Here is a 19,628-nt window from a genome sequence, read left to right as displayed (position 1 = left end):
TCGTTCAGGCTCAGGCGGACGTGGCCAGCCGCTGCTCGGCCTCCACCGCGGGCTCCCGGTCCGCCTTCCGAACCCGGCGCGCGGTGTAGACGGCCGCCGAGAACAGCAGCAGCGCGTTCAGGCCGTGCAGTGCACCCAGCGCCGCGAAGACGTGGCCGAACATGCCCAGCAGGATCTGGGTGATCACCAGCAGGAGTACGACGGCGGCCCACTTCACCGCGCCGGGGAGCCTGGTGAAGAACGAGATGATCAGCAGGATCAGCGCGAGCGCCGGGATCACCATCATGCCGTTCATGCCGTGCAGCATGAAGCCGACGACCTCGGGGAACGGCGAGCCCTCGCTCTCCATGACCGACTTGTCGAACACGCCGCCGCTGTCGACCCAGATGCCGAGGCCGGCGATCGCGAAGACCATCAGCATCGCCTGCACCATGACTTCGGCCGCGACCAGATAGGCCAGCACCTTGTAGACGGTTTTCATGTTTGTCCTCCCCTTGGGAATGCGAACGTCAGGCGGGGTACGCCATGGTTTCCGTCGCCTCAGCGATCCGTTCGTACGGAAGCTCCGCGCGCCGGCAGACCAACGCGACCGAATCCGCCGAGTCGGCCGCGAAGAGACAGAACGCGACCTCGTCGCGAGGCACATACAGCGTCAACAGCAGGCTGACATCCGGACCGGTGCCGAACATCTCGCCTGTCAACCGGTTGATTCGCTCGGCCGTCCGCTTCAGCGGCTCCGATCTCAGCGCGGGCCGATACCACTCGACCAGGTAGCGCGGTACATCGTCGAGGCTTCGGGTTGCCATGGCGCCACGCTAGGTCCGCGAACGTCCCGGGGAATCAGGGATTTCCCTATGCGCCAGGTGCCGGCGCCCTCACCCTGACAAGTGGATCTTGCGGGCCGTAACCACCGGAGGGCTGGTACGTCTAGGGGGTGGAGGCGTAAGTGATCGCATGTGTGTGCCTGGGCGGACCGTGCCTGGCGTGAGTGCCGGCGTGGTCGGCCGAGCCCTGGAGCTGGAGGCGATCTCCAGCTTTCTCGACGCCTGCGCGACGCGCCCGGCGGTTCTGCTCCTGGAGGGCGATGCCGGCATCGGCAAGACCACGATGTGGCAGGCGGCGGTCGAGCGGGCGCGCGACGACGGCCGGCGCGTCCTGCTCGCGCGGCCCGCGGCGACCGAAGCCCAGCTGCTGTACGCCTGCCTCGCCGATCTGCTGCGCGACGTCGACGAAGCGATCTTCCGCGCGTTGCCCGGACCGCAGCGGCACGCGATCGAGGTCGTACTGCTTCGGGGCGGCACCGGATCAGAGGTCGTCGAACCGCGCGCGACCGGTGCGGCGTTCCTCGCCGTTCTCGAGCGGCTGGCCGAGGACGTTCCGGTTCTGCTGGCGATCGACGACCTGCAGTGGGTGGACCGATCCAGCGCGGCGGTGATCGAGTTCGCCGTCCGGCGCCTGAGCTCGCGGGTGGGTGTGCTGGCGGCACGCCGGAGCGACGGGGACCGCGACGACGTTCCATGGTTGCGGCTGCCGGAGCCCACCCGGACGACGCGACTGCGGGTCGGGCCACTGAGCCTCGGAGCGCTCCGCGAGGTTCTCCGTGAGCACCTCGGCCGATCGTTCCCCCGTCCGGTGATGGTGCGGATCCAGGAAGTCTCGGGTGGAAATCCCTTCTACGCTTTGGAGTTGGCGCGAGGCGACGTGCTCGGCGGGTCGCCGGCAACAGCGTCGGCGCAGCCGGGATCGCTCGCGACCTTGGTCGCGGCCCGGATCGAGCGGGTCACGCCGGACGTACGGCAGCTCCTGCTGGCGGTTTCGGCGCTGGCCGATCCCACGGTCGAGTTGACGCTGCGGGCCGTGGAGTCGGACCCGGCCGACGGTGAGCGGCTGTACGCCGGCGCCGAGCGCGCGGGTCTGATCCGGCTCGACGGTCACCACGTACGCTTCACCCATCCGCTGCTGGCCGCCGGCGTGCAGGCCGCGGCGTCCGCGAGCGAGCGCCGTGCGATGCACCGGCAGCTGGCCGCCATCGTGACCGATCCGGAGGAGTGCGCGCGTCACCTCGCGCTGGGTGCGGTCGTCGGTGATCCCGAAACCATTGCCGCGCTCGACGAAGCGGCGTCCCGGGCCAGGGCTCGCGGCGCGCCCGCGGCGGCCGCCGAGCTCGCCGACATCGCGATCCAGCTCGGCGCCGACAGCCCGGAGCGCCGGCTCTCGGCCGCCCGGCATCACTTCGACGCGGCCAATCCCGAACGCGCCCGCGCCCTGGTGGAGCAGGTCGTCGCGGACGTCGAACGCGGGCCGCGGCACGCGGAGGCGCTGCTGTTGCTGGCGACGATCCGGCTCCACGACGACGACTACCGGGAGGCCGCGCTGAACCTGGAGCAGGCGCTGGAGGAGTCCGCCGAAGACCTGCGGTTGCGGGTCCGGATCGCCGTCCTGTTGCTGTTCGTCCTGGTCAACCTCGGGCGGATCCCGGACGCGATGCGGCGTACCGACGCCGCCATCGCCGACGCCGAACGACTCGCGGATCCGGACCTGCTGGCCAAGGCACTGGCCAGTACCACCATGATCCGCTTCCTGAGTGGCCACGGGCTCGACGAGCTCTCCTTGCGACGGGCGCTCGCCCTGGAGGATCCCGACGTACCGACTCCCGTGATGCTGCGGCCGACGCTGATCGGCGCCTTGTTGCTGGCGTGGACCGGCAAGCTCGACGAAGCTCGCGACCAGTTGCTCGCCGTTCGCCGGCAGTGCCTCGAGCGAGGCGAGGAAAGCGATCTGCTGTTCGCCGCCTTCCACGCCGTGGTGATCGAGTGCTGGCGTGGCGACCTGGCCGGCGCCCGCCTGATCGCCGAGGACACGATGGAGCGCGCCCTGCAGTTGGGCACCGAGATCCCGCTGGCGATCGCCCTGTCGACGCAGGCGAACGTCGCGGCCTACTCCGGCCTGCCCGAGCCGGCCCGCGAGGCCGCTCATCGCGCCCTGGAGATCTTCCAGCGGGGGAGCTGCCTGGCCGTCACCGTCTGGCCGATGGTGACCCTCGGGTTCCTGGAGGTGTCGCTGGCCGACTACGAGGCGGCAGCGACAACACTGGCACCGCTGGCGCAAGCGGCGGTTGCCATGGGCTACGGCGAGCCGACAGCGGCGCCGTTCGCGCCGGACACCATCGAGGCGCTCATCGGTCTCGGGCGCCTGGACGAGGCGGTCCACCTGCTCGACCAGCTGGAGGCCAACGGGCGCCGGCTGGACCGGGCCTGGGCGCTGGCACTCGGAGCGCGCTGCCGTGCGCTGGTGCTGGCGGCGCGAGGCGAGCTCGACGAGGCCTTGCGGATGGCCGAACGGGCACTTGTCGAACACGACCGGCTGCCGATGCCGTTCGAACGGGCGCGCACACACCTGGTCCTCGGCCAGATCCAGCGTCGCCGCCGCCAGAAGCGGTTGGCAGCGGCGGCCGTGCAGGAGGCGACCGCGGTGTTCGAGGCGCTCGGCATGCCCCTGTGGGCGGCCCGCGGCCGGGCAGAGCTCGATCGAGTGGCCGCCTCACCCACAGGGACGGAGCTGACGGCCTCGGAACGGCGAGTCGCCGAACTGGCGGCCACCGGCCTGACCAACCGCGACGTGGCGGCGGCGTTGTTCATCAGCCCGAAGACGGTGGAGGCCAACCTGTCACGCGTCTACCACAAGCTCGGCATCCGTTCCCGCGCCGAGCTCGGCCGCCGAATGGCCGACCTCGGCCCGTAGGCTCCCTTCGCCCGCGAGGACCACTCACCCTTTCAAGGAGCCTTGCAGGAGCGCCGAGACGAAGCGGCGCTGGAAGAGGACGAAGATGACGAGCGTCGGCGCCAGGATCAGCAGGGATCCGGCGCACAGGAGCGGGATGTCGGTGCCCCACTGGCCTTGAAACGCGCCCAGTGCGCCCGCCATCGTTCGTTTCGCGGGGTCGTCGACGAGGACGATGGCGAGGAGGAACTGGTTCCAGGTCCACAGGAACAGCAGGATCGCCAACGCCGAGATCGCGGGCATGGCCAGCGGAACGTGGATGCGCCAGAACAGCCTCCAGGTGCCGGCACCGTCGATGCGGGCGGCTTCGGAGAACTCGTCGGGCAGGTTGACGAAGTGGGCGCGCATCCAGAACACCGAGAACGGCATGAACAGCCCGATGAGCGGCAGGATGATGGCCCATCTGGTGTTCAGCAGGCCGAGGTCACGCACCTGGTAGTACAGCGGCGTGATGATGCCCTCGAACGGGAGTGTCAGGCCGAGCACGAAGACCAGGAACACCAGCCGGCGGCCCACGATCCTCAGGTGGCCGATCGCGAATCCCGCCATCGTCGACAGCAGCAGCGACACGGGAACCACACCGAGCACGATGAGCACGCTCGACTTCAGCAACTCGCCCATGTGCGCCGCCTCGAACGCGGCGGCGAAGTTGCCCCAGTGCGGTTCGCGAGGCCAGGTCAGGCCGGAGGGGTAGGTGCCCGACGGGTGTAGTGCCGTGACGAACAAGCTGACGAACGGCACGACGGTGACAGCCATCAGCAGGACGAGGAAGACCCGTCCCGGCAACGCCTCGCGCCGCCCCACGATCATGGCTGGTCCTCTCGGGTGAGCCGCTGAATCGGGAGTACGCAGGCGAGTACGAGCGCCATCAGTACGACCGAGAGGGCCGAGGCGACACCGACCTGCCGGTCGGAGAAGGCCTGGTAGTAGATCTCCAGTCCTGGAACCATCGTCGTGTTGCCGGGGCCGCCCTGGGTGGAGATGTAGATGATGTCGAAACTGGCGAGCGCCGCGATGACCGTGACGGTGACGCAGACCCCGATCTCCTGCCGCAGGCTCGGCACCGTGATCGAGAAGAACTCGCGCAGTGCCCCGGCACCGTCGATCCGGGCCGCCTCGTACAGCGCGGGGTCGATCTTGCTCATGCCCGCCAGCAGCAGCAACGTGCACAGGCCGAGCAGCACCCACGCACCGATCACGCCCACCGCCGGCAGGGCAGTGGAGAGGTCGCCGAGCCAGGCACGGGTGACACCGCCGAGGCCGACGTACGACAACACCTGGTTGACGAGCCCGTTGGAGGACAGCAGCCAGCTCCAGGCGATCCCGGCGGCCACCAGCGGGATGACCTGTGGGACGAACAGCACGGTACGGGCGACGAGCGCGAGCCGGCTGGTGGCGATCCGCCTGATCGTCGCCGCGATCGCCAGCCCCAGCAGCACGGGTATCGCGCTGAAGAACACGATCAGCTTGAACGCGTTGAGGATCGTGCCGAACAGCTCGGGGTCGGTGAAGACCCGCACGTAGTTGCCGAGCCCGGCCCAGGTCGACGGGCCGACGCCGTTCCACTCATACAGCGAGTACTCGAACGTGAGGGCCATCGGCCACAGGACGAAGACGGCGTAGACCGCCAACGCCGGCACGACGAACAGCCAGCCGGCCAGCCGCTCTGGGCGCGGCCCCGCCGGCCGGCCAGGGCGGCCCCATCCACTCGGTCGGCCCTTCGGTCGCGCCATCCGCTCAGCTTCCGACCTGGCTCTGATAGTCACGCTGCACCGACTCCAGCAGACCCTCCGGCGTCTGCTGGCCCGCGAACAGCCGCTGCAGCTGCGGCGTCCAGCTCTTGGCGTAGATGGAGCCGGTGGCGTTGGCGATGAAGTCCATCGCGCCGTTGTCCTCCGACACCTTCGCGCCGGCGGCGAGTGTCTCAGCCGTGACCGTGCCGGGCTTCACCGTGGGCATGTGCGCGTCGGGCAGCCCCAGCGGATGCGAACCGCCAACCTCCACGGCGATCTCTCGTGCACGCGGGTTGGTCGCGACCCAGTTGAGGAAGTACGCGGCGCAGTCGGCGTGCTCGGAGTGCGTGCCGATGCCGAACGTGAGCGGTGCCGACATCGCCGCGACCTTGCCGCCCTGCTTCGCCGGAGGCATCAGGAAGAAGCCGGCCTTGCCGGGCATCTGTTTGTCGAGGTTTCCGGACTCCCAGTCACCGTTGAACATGATCAGACCGTCGCCCGCCTGGAACTTGCTCATCATCTTCGCGTAGTCCATTGCGTTGGCGTCCCGGTCGAAGTAGCCCGCCTTGATCCAGCGCTCCAGGTGCTGAGCGGCAGACCGGTTGGAAGGCGTGTCGATACTGGCGCCGGGTTGCTGGAAGATCCAGTCGTTGACGGGAGCCGGCTCGCCGTAGGCGGCCATCAGGTTCTGCAGCGGAAACGCGAACCCACCGGTGGCGCCGCCGTTGAACTGCACGATCGGCGTGACGCCTGCTCGCTTCGCCTTGGCCAGCAGGTCATCGAGCTCCGCGAGCGTGGTGGGCGGAGCCTTCATCCCGACACGGTCGGCGAGCTCCTTGTTGTAGAAGACGCCGGTCATGCTGAAGTTCAGGCCCATGGCGTAGAGCGCGCCCTCGCCGCGCGGGCGGCCACCGGGACCGAGGCGTAGCTGTTCCAGCTGGGAGGCGGGCCACTTGTCCCAGCCGAACGCCTTGGCGTACGGGTCGAGATCCTTCAGCAGGCCATCCTTCACCAGTTCGGAGACCTGCGGAAGCCGCATCAGGTCGGGAGGATCGTCGGCGAGCACTCGTGGGGCGTTCTGGGTGATCACCGCGAACTGGTCCTCGCGGAGACTCCAGGTGACGTTGCTGTGCTGCTTGGAGAACTCGTCGGTGAGGGCCTTCGGCATCGGGAACCCGGTCTCGAAGTAGCCCTTCATCGTGATCGGCCCGGTGCCGCAGGTTGGCGCCTTGGCCAGGGATTTCGTGCTGTCAGCCGGCTGCGGGGCACGGCTTCCGGGTCCTCCGCAGGCGGCGGCGAGTGTCCCCGCCAGGGCCAGGAGGACGAGCGCAGCACTCCGGTGCCTGATGCGACGCGGCATCGCGTCTCCTCTGTGATCTGGAACCCGGCAGGATCGGGCCCTGGGATGCCTGATCCGGCTGCTAAATCGGATTAGCACGGCCAGTCTTGCTAGCCGTACTGTCCGATGTCAAGACTGTTATGCTGACGGTCACTTGGAGGTCCTGTGAGCCCACAACGGATCACGCTGGCCGACGTCGCGCGGCAGGCCGGCGTATCGTCCACAACGGCGTCGCTGGTGCTGTCCGGGCGTAGCCGCGAGTTGCGGATCTCCGAACGCGTCGAGCAGCGAGTCCTCGAAGCCGCCGAACAGTTGCACTACCGCCCGAACGCCGTCTCCGTCGGCCTGCGAACGGGCACCACCGGAACGATCGGTTTCGTCTCCGACACCGTGGCCACCTCCAGGCTGGCCGGCGACATGATCAAGGGAGCACTCGAGACCGCCCGGGAGCGTGGCGCGCTGTTGTTCATCGGCGAGACCGAAGGGGATGCCGACCTCGAGCGCGGCCTGCTGCAGGCCATGCACGACCGCCAGGTCGACGGCATCATCTTCGCTTCGATGTTCACCCGGAGGATCAGCGTGCCCCGGACACTGCTGTCCGGCCCCGCGGTTCTGCTCAACGCCCTGCCCAGGCGACCATCGCCCGTCGCGTGCGTCGTACCCGACGAGGTCGAAGCCGGGCGTTCGGCCGCCCGCGTGTTGCTCGAGGCCGGCCACCGGGAGGGCATTCACCTGATAGGTGCCGGACCCCGGGTACGCGACGTACCCGCTGCCGCGCTCGCCGGTACCGAACGGCTCACCGGCATCCGTGAGGTCCTGGCAGAGGCGAAGGTCAGGATCGGCAGCGGCCGGGTCTGTCCGGACTGGCAGCCGGAGTACGGATATTCCGCGACGCGCGACCTGCTCCAACATCATCAGCCCAGGGCGATCATCTGCCTCAACGACCGGCTGGCGCTGGGGGCGTACCAAGCACTCGACGACTTCGGGCTGAAGGTGCCGTCCGACGTGTCGGTCGTCTCCTTCGACGACCATCCCATCGCCACTTGGATCCGGCCCAAGGTCACCACGATCGCGCTTCCTCACTACGACCTCGGCCGCAGAGCCGTCGAGGTGCTGTTCGCCGAGATCGACGGGAGCCGGAAAAGGACCGGAGCGGAGGGCCAGGTTCACCGGGTGCCGATGCCGGTACGCATCCGCGACTCGGTGGCGCCGGCCGACGGCTCTTGACAGCCGGATGGATGCGGCACAGGATGTTTGCTAATACGATTTAGCGAGCGACAAAGGGCTGGAGGTCGACGGTGCCGATCCGCTGGCTCGCCAGCTGTGTTGTCGCGGCAGGGCTCGCCGGCACGCTGTCCGCGCCGGGGCCGGCATCGGCGACAAGCCCGCCCACGCGTGGCATCCGCGGCGTCACCGCCATCACCCAGGTCTACACCTACGGGCAGAAGGTGGCGGCGGTAGCCGTCGAGTATCCCGCCGTTGTCAACGCGGCCAGGCTGGAGCCGGACACGTTCACCGTGTCCGACAGCATCTACAACTTCCGGTACAACCCGATCGAGGACCTTCCGAAGCGGGCCGATCGGACCATCACCAACGTCTACACCAACGACACCATCGCGCTGCGACCTGGCGGCCGGTCGAAGCCGGGACGGTTCGTCATCGTCGAGCTGGCGCCGACGGATCCGGGTGGCAACACGGTCATCGTGTCCAAGTGCCCGACGGCGCTTTGTTCGGTGAAGGTGAATCCCGAGCTGCCGACCGAAGTCGTGCAGAGCAAGGACGTCTACGCCCTCGCCGGTCCCGGCCGCGGGAAGGTGGTCTCGGAGGGCTCGCCGGCCGCACATCCGCTGTCCGGCGAGACCGTCAACCTCCTCGTCGACGACTTCGTTCTCGACACGTTCGACCACGACGGCAGCACGCTTCGGTATGCCTATCACCTGCCCCGGAGATACAACCCGCACCGGCGTTACCCCCTCGTGGTGATCCTGCCCGGACACGGTATGGGATGGGACGGCGACAACCTGGGTGTGCAGATCGCAGCCGACATCCCGGCGACCGCCTGGCTTCGCCCGGAGTGGATCCACAGCCGCGAGGACGTCATCGTGCTCGCGCCACAGAACCAGCGGGCCGGACCTGCTCCGGAAGCAGCGGAGCTGGTCGCGCTCGTCGACAGCTTCATGCGATCCCATGCCGTCGATCCCGGCCGGGTCTACGCGTCCACGGTCTCCTACGGCTCCAGGCTCGCCTGGGAGGCGCTGGCTATGCGTCCCGGGCTGTTCAGCGCGGCGCTGATCACCGGGGGATTCGAGGTCGGCGCCGACCAGGCGGCCCGCATCGCGGCCGACCGGACACCGATCTGGATCACCCACGGCCTGAACGACCACCTGCTCCCCGTTGCCTACGGGAGGAACTCGTCGGCAACGCTGCGCGAGGCATACGTCGCCGCCGGCTCGAGCCCAGCCGAGGCGGCGGACCTGATCCGGTACACCGAGTACGGCAACGGTGCCTTCTCCGAACCGGACTACCACGCCGCGTTCGGCCCTACCTACGAGGACGCCGGCATCCTGCGCTGGCTGCTCGCGCAGGTGCACTAGGAGGTGCGACATCCCCGCGTTGCCGTATACCCGTTACGAACCCGTGCCGTTGAGCGCCGTCCGTCCCCAGGGCTGGCTCCTGGAGTTCCTCCGGCGGCAGTGTGCGGGAATCACGGGACACCCGGAGGCCAGCGGCTACCCCTTGGACCACACGTTCTGGGACGACCCGTCGCGGCCACCGGATCTCGCCGATCCGGCGATGGCCTGGTGGCCGTACGAGCAGACGGCTTACTGGGTGGACGGCGCCCTCAAGGCCGGATACCTCGCCGGCGACCAGGCCGTCCACCGGATGGCTCTGGAGCAGATCGAGGGCGCGCTCGCGACGGCGGCGCCGGACGGCTTCATCGGCCCGGAGATGTTCCGCGGGCAGCACCGGTGGGCGTACGTCGTGTTCTTTCGCGCCGTGCTGGCGCAGTACGCCATCTCGGGCGACCGGCGGCTGCTCGACGGGCTGGTGGCGCACTACCGGAGCACCCCGCATCCGATGAACTTCGGTCGCGACGTGTCCGGCGTTGAGATCCTGCTCGCGTTGTACGCCGAGACCGGTGAGGCCGACCTGCTGGAGCAGGCGACCAACCTGTACGCCCGGTTCAACCAGGCGCCCAGCCATCACGACGACGTTTCCCTGGCCGGCATGCGTTCCGACCGTCCCGTCGCGATGCACGGCGTGACGTTCAACGAGCTGGCGAAGCTCGGCGCGCTGATGTACGCCGCGACGGGTGACCGTGACTTCCTGAGCGCGACCCTGCATGCGTACGCCAAGGTCGAGAACGACCACCTGCTCGCGGACGGACTGCACTCCGGCGCCGAGGCCATGAGCGGCAACGGCCCGCTGGAGTCGCACGAGACCTGCACGATCACCGACTACACCTGGTCGCTCGGGCACCTCCTGCAGATCACCGGGGACGCGCGCCACGCCGACCAGCTCGAGCGGGTGATCTTCAACGCACTCCCGGGCGCGGTGACGAAGGACTTCACCGCGCTGCAGTACTTCTCCTGCCCCAACCAGCTGATCGCCACCAGCACGAGCAACCACAACCCCATGTCCCGCGGCGACAACCGGATGTCGTACCGGCCGGGGCACCCGGTGCAGTGCTGCACGGGCAACGTCCAGCGGGCACTGCCCAACTACGTCGAGCGGATGTGGATGTGCCGCCTCCGTGGCGCCGGCGACGGCGTGGACGAGATCGTCGCGGCGCTGTTCGGCCCGAGCCGGATCAGCCTGTCGCTGGACGACACGCCGGTGACGATCGAAGAGAACACGCGGTACCCGTTCGAGCCGCGCGTCGCGTTCACGTTGACGCCGCAACGCCCCGCCCGCTTCGCGTTCGCCGTGCGCCTACCGGAGTGGTGCCGCGAGCCGGTCGTCACGGTGAACGGCGAGCACGTCGCCGAATCCCTGGTGCCAGGCAGTTTCTGCCGCATCGTCCGCGAGTGGAGGGCGGGGGACCGGGTGGAGGTGTCGCTTCCGTTCGAGCTGGTGCCGAAGCGCTGGACCGGTGGCGGGATCAGTCTCACGCTCGGGCCGCTGACGCTGAGCCTGCCGGTGTCCGCGGAGCTCTCGGTCGACACCGAGGACGACTGGGAGCGTACGCCGAAGGAGTTCCAGCTCGCCCGGCCGAAACCGCGACTGGCGGAGTTTCCCGCGTACACGCTCACCCCTGGGAGTCCCTGGGCCTACGCCCTTCGTGACGACTCCTCGCTGGCCGAGGCGGCCGAGGTCGAGTGGACGGAGAGCACCGCCTTTCCGCTGGACGTCGAGGCGCCCGCCGTCCGGGTCACGGTTCCCGCGCGTCGCGTCCAGGGCTGGGCCTTGGCCGAGACCGATCGCGTGTCCCGCCTGCTTCCGTCGTTCAGCAACGGCCGGTTCCGCATGGTCGAGCACGAGGTCGAGGGCAACTTCACGCTCACGCCGGCCCTGCCCGAGCCTTCCACGCTGCCCGAGCTCCTGTCGGAAGACGTCGAACGGATCGAGCTCGTGCCGCTGGGAAACACCCTCCTGCGCCTGACCGTCTTCCCCGGCTGTCCGAACGTGGCTTCGTAACCGTCCTGCCTCCCGCGGCCCGGCGTGGCGTTCGTATGCTTGCCTTGACCTGACCGGCGCTGTTTGGTCAGGTCGGGAGGGAGGCAGCGCACGTGACACACCCCGGTCGGTCGGCGCCCGAAGGCCCCTGGACCAAGGTCGGCGCGATCGCCGGCGTGGTGGCCGTCGTACTGACCTACTTGGGCACGGCCTACGTCGTCCGGTGGCCACCCTTTCGCGATGCCGCGCCTCCTGCTTCTGCAACTGCCGCGGCACCGATCCGGGGCATCCGCCTACCCGACAAGGTGTTCGAGTTCAAGAGCCTCGGACACGAGACCCGCCAGTCCTCGGTGCTTGGCCGGGAGCAGGTCGACGCCGCGGCCTACGCCTACGACTACTACCAGAACGACGACGGCATCTGGTTCGACGCTACGGCCGTCGCCGGTGGCAACTCCATGGACGTCATCAAGGACCTGGAGGCGTCCTACCGTTCGAAAGCCCAGGCACACAAGCAGTTCGGCCCAACCACGTGCGTCTGGCCACCCGACGCGGACCCGAACACCCCACGCCACCAGGCCGTCTGCTTCCGCGTCGACGAGCGGCTCCTCCTCGGCCTGGTGACCAGCACCCACACCGCTGACCTCGAGGAAATCGGGCCGGCGAACCTCACTGACCAGCTCTGGAACCAGCTCACGCTGTCGTAACGTTCGGCATTGCCCGTCGCCCGGCGCCAAGCCTCAGCGTGGAAAGCGCCAAGCGATTACCGCAACGCCGAGACTGAGGCCTTCCTAAGATTCTCGACCGGGCCAGGTGCCTACGAACGCGCCAGTCCGTAGGCGCGCACGATCGTTGCCTGGTAGGTGTTGCCGTGCGAGTCGGTGGTCTTCGTGCGCAACGAGACGAACGAGGCGCCCTGCGGTGTCACCACGGCGGCTACGTACCGCCCCTTGTTCGCGGGTAGGACGAGCGCGGGCCGCCAGGTCGCGCCGTCATCCGTCGACGCTTCGACGTTGAGCTCCCGCAACTGCCCTACATCTGAAGCAGGGTTGGGTGACACGGTAATGGGGACGTACTGCACCGGCCCCTCGTGGCTCCGGTTGTGGTCGTCGACGTTGGGCGTGAAGGTCGCGGACCAGGCCGGGATCGGCCGCCAGCTCGCATGGCCCTCCGGATCGCCGGATGGTACGTGTGCGGAGTTGAACGTCCAGGCGGCATCCACCCTGGTCGAGAACTCCGAAACTCCGGCGTGCTCCCTGGTGGCCGACACCTCGAGCCGGTAGCGGCCGGGTTCTGCGGGGACGGTGAAGCCGTTGGTGCCCAGCTGGATCGGTTCGCCGTTGAACAGCAGGCGGGTTCGCCAGTCGTCCACTACGGAGTCTCCGCTGTTCCCGGCGCCGTCTCCGAACAGCTGCAGCCCGACGCGGATTTCGTCTCCGTTGCGGACGATGGCTCCCGAGCTGCCAGGCAACGGCGTCAGAGTTGGTGAGAAGACGGCGAAGAGACCGTGGTTCCCTGCCGCTGGGTGCGGATCGAGACCGGATTGGCGGCGCGGGCGTCCTGCACCAGCGCGATGTCGCGGTCCAGCTCGACCAATGGACGATGCAGTTCGTAGATCGAGCAGGCGGCGCCACTCGAGGACAACATGTCCGAGTGCAGCAGGTAGCGTCCCTTGGGCAGCCGGAGTCGCCAATCGTCTGCTCGCCCCCGGTTGCGGTGACCCGTCCCGAGTAGACGCCGTCCGGCCCGCCATGCCTGGTGTCGACGGTGACGACGACCTCGCCACTGCCGCCGGCCGGAATCGTCAGACTGGTTGGTGAAACCTGGATCGCGCCCAAGGGCGCAGGTGTGCCGTCCTGTGTGGTCAGCTCGGCTGAAAGGCGCACGGTGACCGCTTCGTCTCCCCGGTTCGAGTACGTCAACGGCTTGCCGGCTTCATCGCCGCGTCGCCTACTCGCGAACCGGTGCAGGAGAACCACGCCAGTGCGTCGTCATCGTCCACGGCACCGACCGCGAGCGCGGCGTCCGCACTGGCCGGCGATCCCACCCTGCAGCCCCAAGGGGAGTCCGCGTTGCCCGCCGAGACGACGAAGAGCGCCCCGGTCTGCGCGGTGAGGGTGTTGACGGCTTCCTCGGCAGGGTCGATCCCGGGAGTGTCTGCACTGCCCAGGCTGAGGTTGATGACCTTCGCGTGCTGCTCGACCGCCGCCCAGCGCATGCCGGCCAGGATCCACGACTCTTCGCACCAGCCAGTGCTGTCGCAGATTTTTCCGCTCATCAGGTTCGCGTCTGGTGCGACACCTTTGTACCTGCCGTCCGAAGCGGCGCCGGTTCCGGCAACGATCGACGCGACATGTGTCCCGTGTCCGAGTTCGTCGTCGGTGCCCTCGCCGGTGAAGTCCTCCGAAGCGCGAACTCGTCCTGCGAGGTCAGGATGGGTGGTGTCGATGCCGGTGTCGAGGACGGCGACATCGACGCCCGCTCCGGTCAGGCCACGGCCCCATGCCACCGGGGCACCGACCTGCGGAACGCTTCGGTCCAGTGACACCTTGCGCCTGCCGTCCAGCCAGATCCGATCGACGTCCTTGGCGGTACGCAGCCTGCTCCACGCTCTGCTCGCCTCGCGCTTGACGACTCGGGCGGCGGATCCACCGATCGCGGGCAGAGCGCGGCCGACCACGACGTGCAGGCCCGACAACCTCGCTCGGCCTTGCGTGCTGGAGTGTCGCACGATCAGAGGCACGTCATCGCGCTGCACGTCGTCGTAGCCGGCGTCGAGCAGCTGCGTCACGTCGAACAGCCGGCGGTCGAGTTTACCCTTGTCCAACAGGGCTACCGCGTCCGCAGGGATGACCTGCACATGGCCGCCCGTACGCAGGGTGGTGAATCGCATGCCCTCGCGGCCGGCGCCTGGGTCGATGTCGACCAGGTCCGACCGGCCGGCGCGTACGGTCACCCGGTCACCGGTCACCAGCGTCACCGAACGTCCGGCTGCTCCAGTGCCTGTCGGTGGCCTAACCGTGTCGGCGTTTTCGGCCGCTCCGGGCCGGCTCGTCAGTGAAGGGCCGGCGAGCAGCAGCGCGAACACGCAACTGAGTCTGGCCAAATTGTGCCTGAAACGCATGTGCTTCTCCGATCGACAGCAGGCGTGCGCCAGATTGGGAACCGGGCCGGGTGACGCGGCCGTGGGTTGGTGGTCAGCTTTCGCCGAGCTCGAAGGCCTGTGACAGCCGCGTCCACAACGCTTCGGACAGCCCGGCCCGGCTGCCTTCGGGGCCGTTCACCTGCCGGCACACGTCGCCCCGAATCAGGTACGACCAGTCGCGGCCGCTGCCGTTGGCGTCGCGAACGACGAGCACGTAGGTGTCCAGCCAGCGAGCCTCGCCGCATTCGGCAGGCTGCTTGGCGAGCGGGGCGAGCGAGCTCAACTCGGCGAGAATGCCGCGGATCTTTGCCTGGTCGGTCAGCCTGCCGTTGCCCTTGCCCTGTGGGTCCATCACGTTGCGCAGCTCCAGCCCCTGGCCGGAGGTGATCGCGGGAATCTCCGGTTGGGTGGTAGCCGACGGCAACTCCGCCGCGTTCACCAATGCCCGGGCCGCCTGCTCGTCCGGCGCGGTCGCGACGATGATGGCGTTCAGCCAGGGCAACGTGAGCGTGGCCAGCTTCCCGTGCTCGTATGTCGTGATCTCCAGCCAGCCCGGCTGCCCGTTCCGGCTCACCTTGCCCGCGTCTTGTGCCGGTAGGTAGAAGTCGGACGAACGGTCCGCCGCGGAGTACAGGCTGCGGATCTGCACCGTCTGCTGCAGCCGCTGGCTGATTGATGCCCGCGGCAGATCCGTGTCACCGACGGCCACGGTCCTGTTCTCCGGGAGGGACGAGCCGGCGGGTGTGCCCTCGACAAGCTGCCAGCCCGCGGGTACGGCGTAGGTGATGCCGTGGAACCTCGCGACCTGCGGCGTTGGTGGACTCGACACCAGCGTCTGCTGGTCGGCGTCGCGAGCCGACTCGACCAGCGCCGGCACACCGGCCGCGGCCGCCAGCACACAACCCGCCACCGCGGCCACGATCGCCGCCCTCGTCATGGCCCGCTGCCGCCGACCCTTGCGAACCACCTCGTCGTAGTCGATCCCACCGGGTGGCTGGGGGACGACCTCTCGCAGGAGTTGAGTGATCTGGTTGTCCTCGTGCGTCATGACTTGGTCTCCTCACAGATCAATGCCTGTAGCTGAGGCGCGCTGCGAAGCCGGCTCAACGCCTTGGAGGCATGGCTCTTCACCGTGCCGACCGTGCAGCCCAGAACCTCGGCGGTCTGTGCCTCGGTGAGATCGTCGAAGTAGCGCAGCACCAGGACCGCACGTTGCCTGCGCGACAGCCCCGCGAGCGCCGTCACGAGGGCGACCCGTTGGTCAGCTCTTGTGTAGCTGTCCTCGTCGTGCAGGCGTTCTGGCAGTTCCTCGGTGGGAACCTCACCCCGCCACTTGCGCCGCCACCACGTCGCATAGACCGACAGCATCACCTGGCGTACGTAGACCTCCGGCGCATCCCGACGACGCAACCGGCTCCAGTGCTGCCAGGTCCGGGCAAGCGCTGTCTGCACCAGATCCTGGGCCAGCGCCCAGTCCCCGGTCAGCAACCAGGCTGTGCGCTGCAGACCAGCCGACCGGGCGGTGACGAACTCGCGGAACCCCTCGTCGCTCATGTCAGCCTTCCCGCCTTCCGACAGCCTCAGCAGGCAGGACAACCTGGGGTGCCGAAAAGGTTGAGGCCTGCCCGGATCAGCCTGCGGCTCGCCGGGGGAGCCGGCGCTGCTTGGGGACCTGCGGGCTCGGCAGCGTCCACAACGTGACCGCACTCGTCACCGCGCCGCCAAGGGAGAACCTTGGCGGCGCGGTGGCCGGCCAGCCGGCGCGACGACGGTAAGGGCTCGCTACACGGCCTAAGGTTGCGCGTAACCCTTCAGTCCGCCGAAGTCGATCAGGACACAGGACTCGTCGCCGACGGTCCACGCGTCGTGGCCTGGGGGTACGTGGATCGCATCGCCTGGTCCCACTTCGGCTTCGTCGCCGTTGTCCATCACGACCTTCATCCGGCCGGACAGTACGTAGCCGACGTGCTCCACCTGGCAGCTGTCGGTGCCGGCCACTGGCTTGATGTCGTTCGACCATCGCCAGCCGGGCTCGAAGGTGCCCAGACCCACCGGTCCGGAGTCGAGGTTGACCAGGTCCAGGTGTCCGTGGGCGGGGAACGAGCGAACCTCGTCTGGTGACTGGAGATTCTTGCTCTGCATTTCGCTCATGATGACGCTCTTTTCTCGCAGGGCCAGACTCCGATAGTTTGCTTTCCACTAAACGGAAACGCCCAGCGTGACGGCCACCGTAAAGCCGCAACCGCCGCTTTCGCTAGGACCGTAGGCCCTAGCGACCCGGGACCTTCGACCGGGCGGCCGACCTGCCGCTTCGCGCGTCCAGCAGGCGGGCCGAGGTGGCAAGTAACGGTTGACGATTGGCGACTACCTCGCCGTCCGCATCGACATCCGCGTTCTGGAATATCGCAGCTGCTCAACGCAGGACGGCGGCCAGTAGGTCCGTGCCCAGCGTCGTCAGCTCGGGCAGGTCGAGGGAGTAGTGGACGTAGCGCCCGTGCCGCCGGGTTGTGAGCAGGCCCGCGCGGCGCAGGACGGCGAGGTGACGGGAGACCTCCGGGGCCGACAGCTTCCACGCGTGGGCCAGCTCGCCGGTGGTGTGCGGGCCGCGGGCCAGGGTGCGCAGCAGCCGCAGTCGTACCGGATGTGCGAGTGCCTCCAGCCGGAGCGTGACCGTTTCCAGCGGCACCGGCGCTGACGGACTCGGCTCGGCCACGGGATACTGCACCACCGGCTGCCATCCAGTCGCGTGGATCACCACCAGGTGCGGGCGGCCGAAGGCAGTGGGGATGAAGGTGACCCCGTCGCCGTGGGCGGCGGTCGCGTTGTCCTGCAGCTTGTCCACGACGATGCGGTCGCCGTCCGGTGCCAGGGTGACCGCGCCGGAGACCGAGGCGAGTGCCGCCCCGATGCCCTGGCGCTTCAGCAGGTCGTTCTTCAGACGTAGGTCGGTGGCCAGTTGTACGGCAACGCCTGTCCAGGCGGTGTCGAAGAACGCCTCGGCGCACTGCTCGAGAGTGTGGCGTACCCTCGCCCGCACCGCGGCGGGGTCCGCGAGCAGCCGCTCCGCGAAGGCCTCTTGGAGGGCGCCGCGGGCCTGGGCCAGGTCCAGGGCGCGCTCGCGCGCGGCTGCGTCGGCCAGCGGCGACGGCGTACCGAATACGACCCGATTGCTGCCGCACGTGGTGGTGAGCGCGGCGCTCACGTACTTCTCGTCGTCGATCCGGTCCACATCGTCCAACTCATCGGCGAGGGTCTGCCGGGGCCGGGCGGGGACCAGGAAATCGGCTCGTGAGGAACGCCAGAGGAACTCCGCCTCCCGTAACCGCTCGGCCAGCTCCGGCGGCAGCCCGGACCAGACGTCCCCGGCCCAGCCGGCCAGCCGTGGGTGATGCCCTGGCTCGGCCAGGACGTGCAACATCGCGGTCAGCTCGGCCAGGGGAGAAGCGGTGAACCGCAGCCGCTCGGCCGGCAGCCCGGTGATGTCGATGCGCAACGTCATCCCCCCATCATCACTGGCCGGAAGGCCGGCGAAGGCGTCGGTTGACGATGTCTGTCAACTGACGTGCTGCATCCAGCCGCCCGAGACAACCGTTGGCGCCATGGCAACCACCACCCGAGTCCGTCTCCGCGCCCTCGTCCGAGCTTCCGGAGGTCCCCGCTACGCCGTCGCCCTGGCCGTGGACGCGCTCGGCACCGGACTGCTGCGGCCCTTTCTGCTGCTCTACGGGGTGACGGTGCTCAGGCTGTCCGCGCCAGTCACCGGCACCGCCATGACAGCCGGCGTCGTCGCGGGTCTCGCTTGCATGCCCGTGGTCGGCCGATGGCTGGACCGAGGCGCACGCAGCACGGTCGTGGCGGCGTCGATGCTGGTGCGAGTGCTGGGTGTGGCGCTGCTGCTGGCCACTCCGACGGGGACCGCCTGGCTGTTCGCGACGGCGGCGCTCTTCCTCGGCATCGGCAACCAGGCGTGGCCGGCCGCCCACGCCGCCCTCGTGGCCACGGTCGCCCACGGCCGGGAACGCGACGCCGCTCTCGCGGGGGGCCGCGCCCTGCGCAACGCCGGCCTGGGCGCCGGTGCACTCCTCGCCACCGCATGCCTGGCGGGCGGCCCGTCCGCATTGCAGGCGCTGGCGGCCGTAACCGGGCTCGCCTACCTCACCGCGGCGGCCTTGGCGTGGTCGGTCCACGTACACGCACATCCGGCCGCTGCGGCTGTGGCTGCCGCTGCCGCTGCCCCGGACGCCGAACCCGTACCCCGGATGCGCGCGCTGCTGGCGGCCAACGTGATCTACGTCTTCTGCCTGAACGTCCCCGAAATCGCGCTGCCTCTGGTCCTGGTGACCCAGCTGCACGCCTCCCCGGTGTGGTCGGCGGCCATCTTCGTGGCCAACACGGTGCTGGTGGTCACCCTGCAGGTTCCGGTCACAGTCCTGATGTCCCGCTTTCCCCGCCGGTCCGTGCTGGCATTCGCCGGCGTGCTGCTCACCGCGTCCTACCTCGGCTTTCTCGCAGCCACCTCCCTGGGACCCGGGTCGGCTGCAGGTGCCCCGGCCGTCGCCGCGGTGTCGGTGGCCAGCACCCTCGGCGAGATCGTCTATGCGGGCAGCGCCACCGCACTCGTCACCGCCCTCGCCCCGCCGCATCTCATGGGCCGCACCCTCGCCCGCTTCCAGCTCTCCACCGGCTTCGGCCTCGCCGCCTCCCCAGCGGTCATCACCGCTCTCGCACCCCACGGCCCGGCCGCCCTCTGGGGGAGCCTCGCCACCGCAACCCTCCTCTCCGCCCTCACCCTCGCACCGACGCCATCCCACCTCGGCCCGCGTACCTCGCGAGGCCGCCGCGCTGATCGGAAGCTGAGCTCGGGTGCGAAGCCGGCCAGCGGATCGCGGCACGCCGCAAGGGCGGAAGCAGGAGCCGAGAGGTGACCTGACTGAGCTCTGACCTCGCGTCGATCTACGAAGAAGTCGAGAGCCATCGGACATCGGACGACCAGAAGCCCTTCACCGTCGTGCGTGAA

At 69.0% G+C, this 19,628-nt stretch carries 18 protein-coding genes; 6 read left to right on the top strand and 12 right to left on the bottom strand.

Annotated features, from left to right (window positions below):
- Nucleotides 1–10: 10 nt before the first annotated feature.
- A complete protein-coding gene (locus tag ACYVF6_RS28230) occupies nucleotides 11–481 on the bottom strand; it encodes a COX15/CtaA family protein (protein WP_460525626.1) in 471 nt (156 codons plus the stop codon).
- 28 nt (nucleotides 482–509) lie between these two features.
- A complete protein-coding gene (locus tag ACYVF6_RS28225) occupies nucleotides 510–806 on the bottom strand; it encodes a nickel-binding protein (RefSeq protein ID WP_460525625.1) in 297 nt (98 codons plus the stop codon).
- Between the two features lie 178 nt (nucleotides 807–984).
- Between ACYVF6_RS28225 and ACYVF6_RS28220 the strand changes: the two genes are divergently transcribed.
- Nucleotides 985–3,741, top strand: a complete 2,757-nt coding sequence (locus ACYVF6_RS28220; protein ID WP_460525624.1) for a helix-turn-helix transcriptional regulator — start codon at nucleotides 985–987, stop codon at nucleotides 3,739–3,741.
- 24 nt (nucleotides 3,742–3,765) lie between these two features.
- On the opposite strand, the gene ACYVF6_RS28215 is transcribed toward ACYVF6_RS28220, so the two are convergent.
- From ACYVF6_RS28215 to ACYVF6_RS28205, 3 genes are read right to left on the bottom strand one after another with little or no spacing between them, the layout of a single operon-like run.
- On the bottom strand, nucleotides 3,766–4,590 hold the full coding sequence (locus tag ACYVF6_RS28215; protein ID WP_460525623.1) for a carbohydrate ABC transporter permease: 825 nt from the start codon (nucleotides 4,588–4,590) through the stop codon (nucleotides 3,766–3,768).
- On the bottom strand, nucleotides 4,587–5,513 hold the full coding sequence (locus ACYVF6_RS28210) for a carbohydrate ABC transporter permease (RefSeq protein ID WP_460525622.1): 927 nt from the start codon (nucleotides 5,511–5,513) through the stop codon (nucleotides 4,587–4,589). The genes ACYVF6_RS28215 and ACYVF6_RS28210 overlap by 4 nt, the downstream gene beginning before the upstream one ends.
- A gap of 4 nt (nucleotides 5,514–5,517) precedes the next feature.
- The gene (locus ACYVF6_RS28205; protein WP_460525621.1) at nucleotides 5,518–6,873 is read right to left on the bottom strand and encodes an ABC transporter substrate-binding protein; all 1,356 of its coding nucleotides are present in this window, start codon (nucleotides 6,871–6,873) and stop codon (nucleotides 5,518–5,520) included.
- Nucleotides 6,874–7,017: 144 nt separating this feature from the next.
- On the opposite strand from ACYVF6_RS28205, the gene ACYVF6_RS28200 reads away from it, so the two are divergent.
- From ACYVF6_RS28200 to ACYVF6_RS28185, 4 genes are all read left to right on the top strand, one after another.
- Nucleotides 7,018–8,079 carry a LacI family DNA-binding transcriptional regulator gene (locus ACYVF6_RS28200; RefSeq protein ID WP_460525620.1) on the top strand — a complete coding sequence of 354 codons (1,062 nt, stop codon included), beginning with the start codon at nucleotides 7,018–7,020 and terminating at the stop codon, nucleotides 8,077–8,079.
- Between the two features lie 71 nt (nucleotides 8,080–8,150).
- Nucleotides 8,151–9,446 (top strand): PHB depolymerase family esterase, encoded by a 1,296-nt coding sequence (locus tag ACYVF6_RS28195; RefSeq protein ID WP_460525619.1) that lies wholly within the window; start codon nucleotides 8,151–8,153, stop codon nucleotides 9,444–9,446.
- A gap of 19 nt (nucleotides 9,447–9,465) precedes the next feature.
- A complete protein-coding gene (locus ACYVF6_RS28190; protein WP_460525618.1) occupies nucleotides 9,466–11,490 on the top strand; it encodes a beta-L-arabinofuranosidase domain-containing protein in 2,025 nt (674 codons plus the stop codon).
- A gap of 92 nt (nucleotides 11,491–11,582) precedes the next feature.
- Nucleotides 11,583–12,173 carry a hypothetical protein gene (locus tag ACYVF6_RS28185; RefSeq protein ID WP_460525617.1) on the top strand — a complete coding sequence of 197 codons (591 nt, stop codon included), beginning with the start codon at nucleotides 11,583–11,585 and terminating at the stop codon, nucleotides 12,171–12,173.
- A gap of 110 nt (nucleotides 12,174–12,283) precedes the next feature.
- Here the strand turns inward: ACYVF6_RS28185 and ACYVF6_RS28180 are convergent, their stop codons facing one another.
- The 7 genes from ACYVF6_RS28180 to ACYVF6_RS28150 form a co-directional block, all read right to left on the bottom strand.
- The gene (locus tag ACYVF6_RS28180; RefSeq protein WP_460525616.1) at nucleotides 12,284–12,937 is read right to left on the bottom strand and encodes a hypothetical protein; all 654 of its coding nucleotides are present in this window, start codon (nucleotides 12,935–12,937) and stop codon (nucleotides 12,284–12,286) included.
- Nucleotides 12,938–12,942: 5 nt separating this feature from the next.
- Nucleotides 12,943–13,113, bottom strand: a complete 171-nt coding sequence (locus ACYVF6_RS28175; protein WP_460525615.1) for a hypothetical protein — start codon at nucleotides 13,111–13,113, stop codon at nucleotides 12,943–12,945.
- Nucleotides 13,114–13,384: 271 nt separating this feature from the next.
- Complete coding sequence (locus ACYVF6_RS28170) at nucleotides 13,385–14,554, bottom strand: S8 family serine peptidase (RefSeq protein WP_460525614.1); 1,170 nt, start codon at nucleotides 14,552–14,554, stop codon at nucleotides 13,385–13,387.
- Between the two features lie 109 nt (nucleotides 14,555–14,663).
- Nucleotides 14,664–15,659 carry a hypothetical protein gene (locus tag ACYVF6_RS28165; protein WP_460525613.1) on the bottom strand — a complete coding sequence of 332 codons (996 nt, stop codon included), beginning with the start codon at nucleotides 15,657–15,659 and terminating at the stop codon, nucleotides 14,664–14,666.
- Nucleotides 15,656–16,165, bottom strand: a complete 510-nt coding sequence (locus ACYVF6_RS28160; protein WP_460525612.1) for a SigE family RNA polymerase sigma factor — start codon at nucleotides 16,163–16,165, stop codon at nucleotides 15,656–15,658. Before ACYVF6_RS28160 ends, ACYVF6_RS28165 begins: the two co-directional genes overlap by 4 nt.
- Nucleotides 16,166–16,402: 237 nt before the next feature.
- Nucleotides 16,403–16,762, bottom strand: a complete 360-nt coding sequence (locus ACYVF6_RS28155) for a cupin domain-containing protein (protein WP_460525611.1) — start codon at nucleotides 16,760–16,762, stop codon at nucleotides 16,403–16,405.
- A 262-nt stretch (nucleotides 16,763–17,024) separates the two neighbouring features.
- The gene (locus ACYVF6_RS28150) at nucleotides 17,025–18,110 is read right to left on the bottom strand and encodes a DUF5937 family protein (protein ID WP_460525610.1); all 1,086 of its coding nucleotides are present in this window, start codon (nucleotides 18,108–18,110) and stop codon (nucleotides 17,025–17,027) included.
- A 100-nt stretch (nucleotides 18,111–18,210) separates the two neighbouring features.
- Between ACYVF6_RS28150 and ACYVF6_RS28145 the strand changes: the two genes are divergently transcribed.
- Entirely contained in the window at nucleotides 18,211–19,536 is a 1,326-nt protein-coding gene (locus tag ACYVF6_RS28145; protein ID WP_460525609.1) for an MFS transporter, read from the top strand.
- The last annotated feature ends 92 nt before the right edge of the window (nucleotides 19,537–19,628 follow it).

It is taken from the genome of Flindersiella endophytica, from assembly GCF_054779015.1.
The sequence above is the reverse complement of the archived record's forward strand: the minus strand, read 5'-3'. Positions and strand labels throughout refer to the sequence as shown.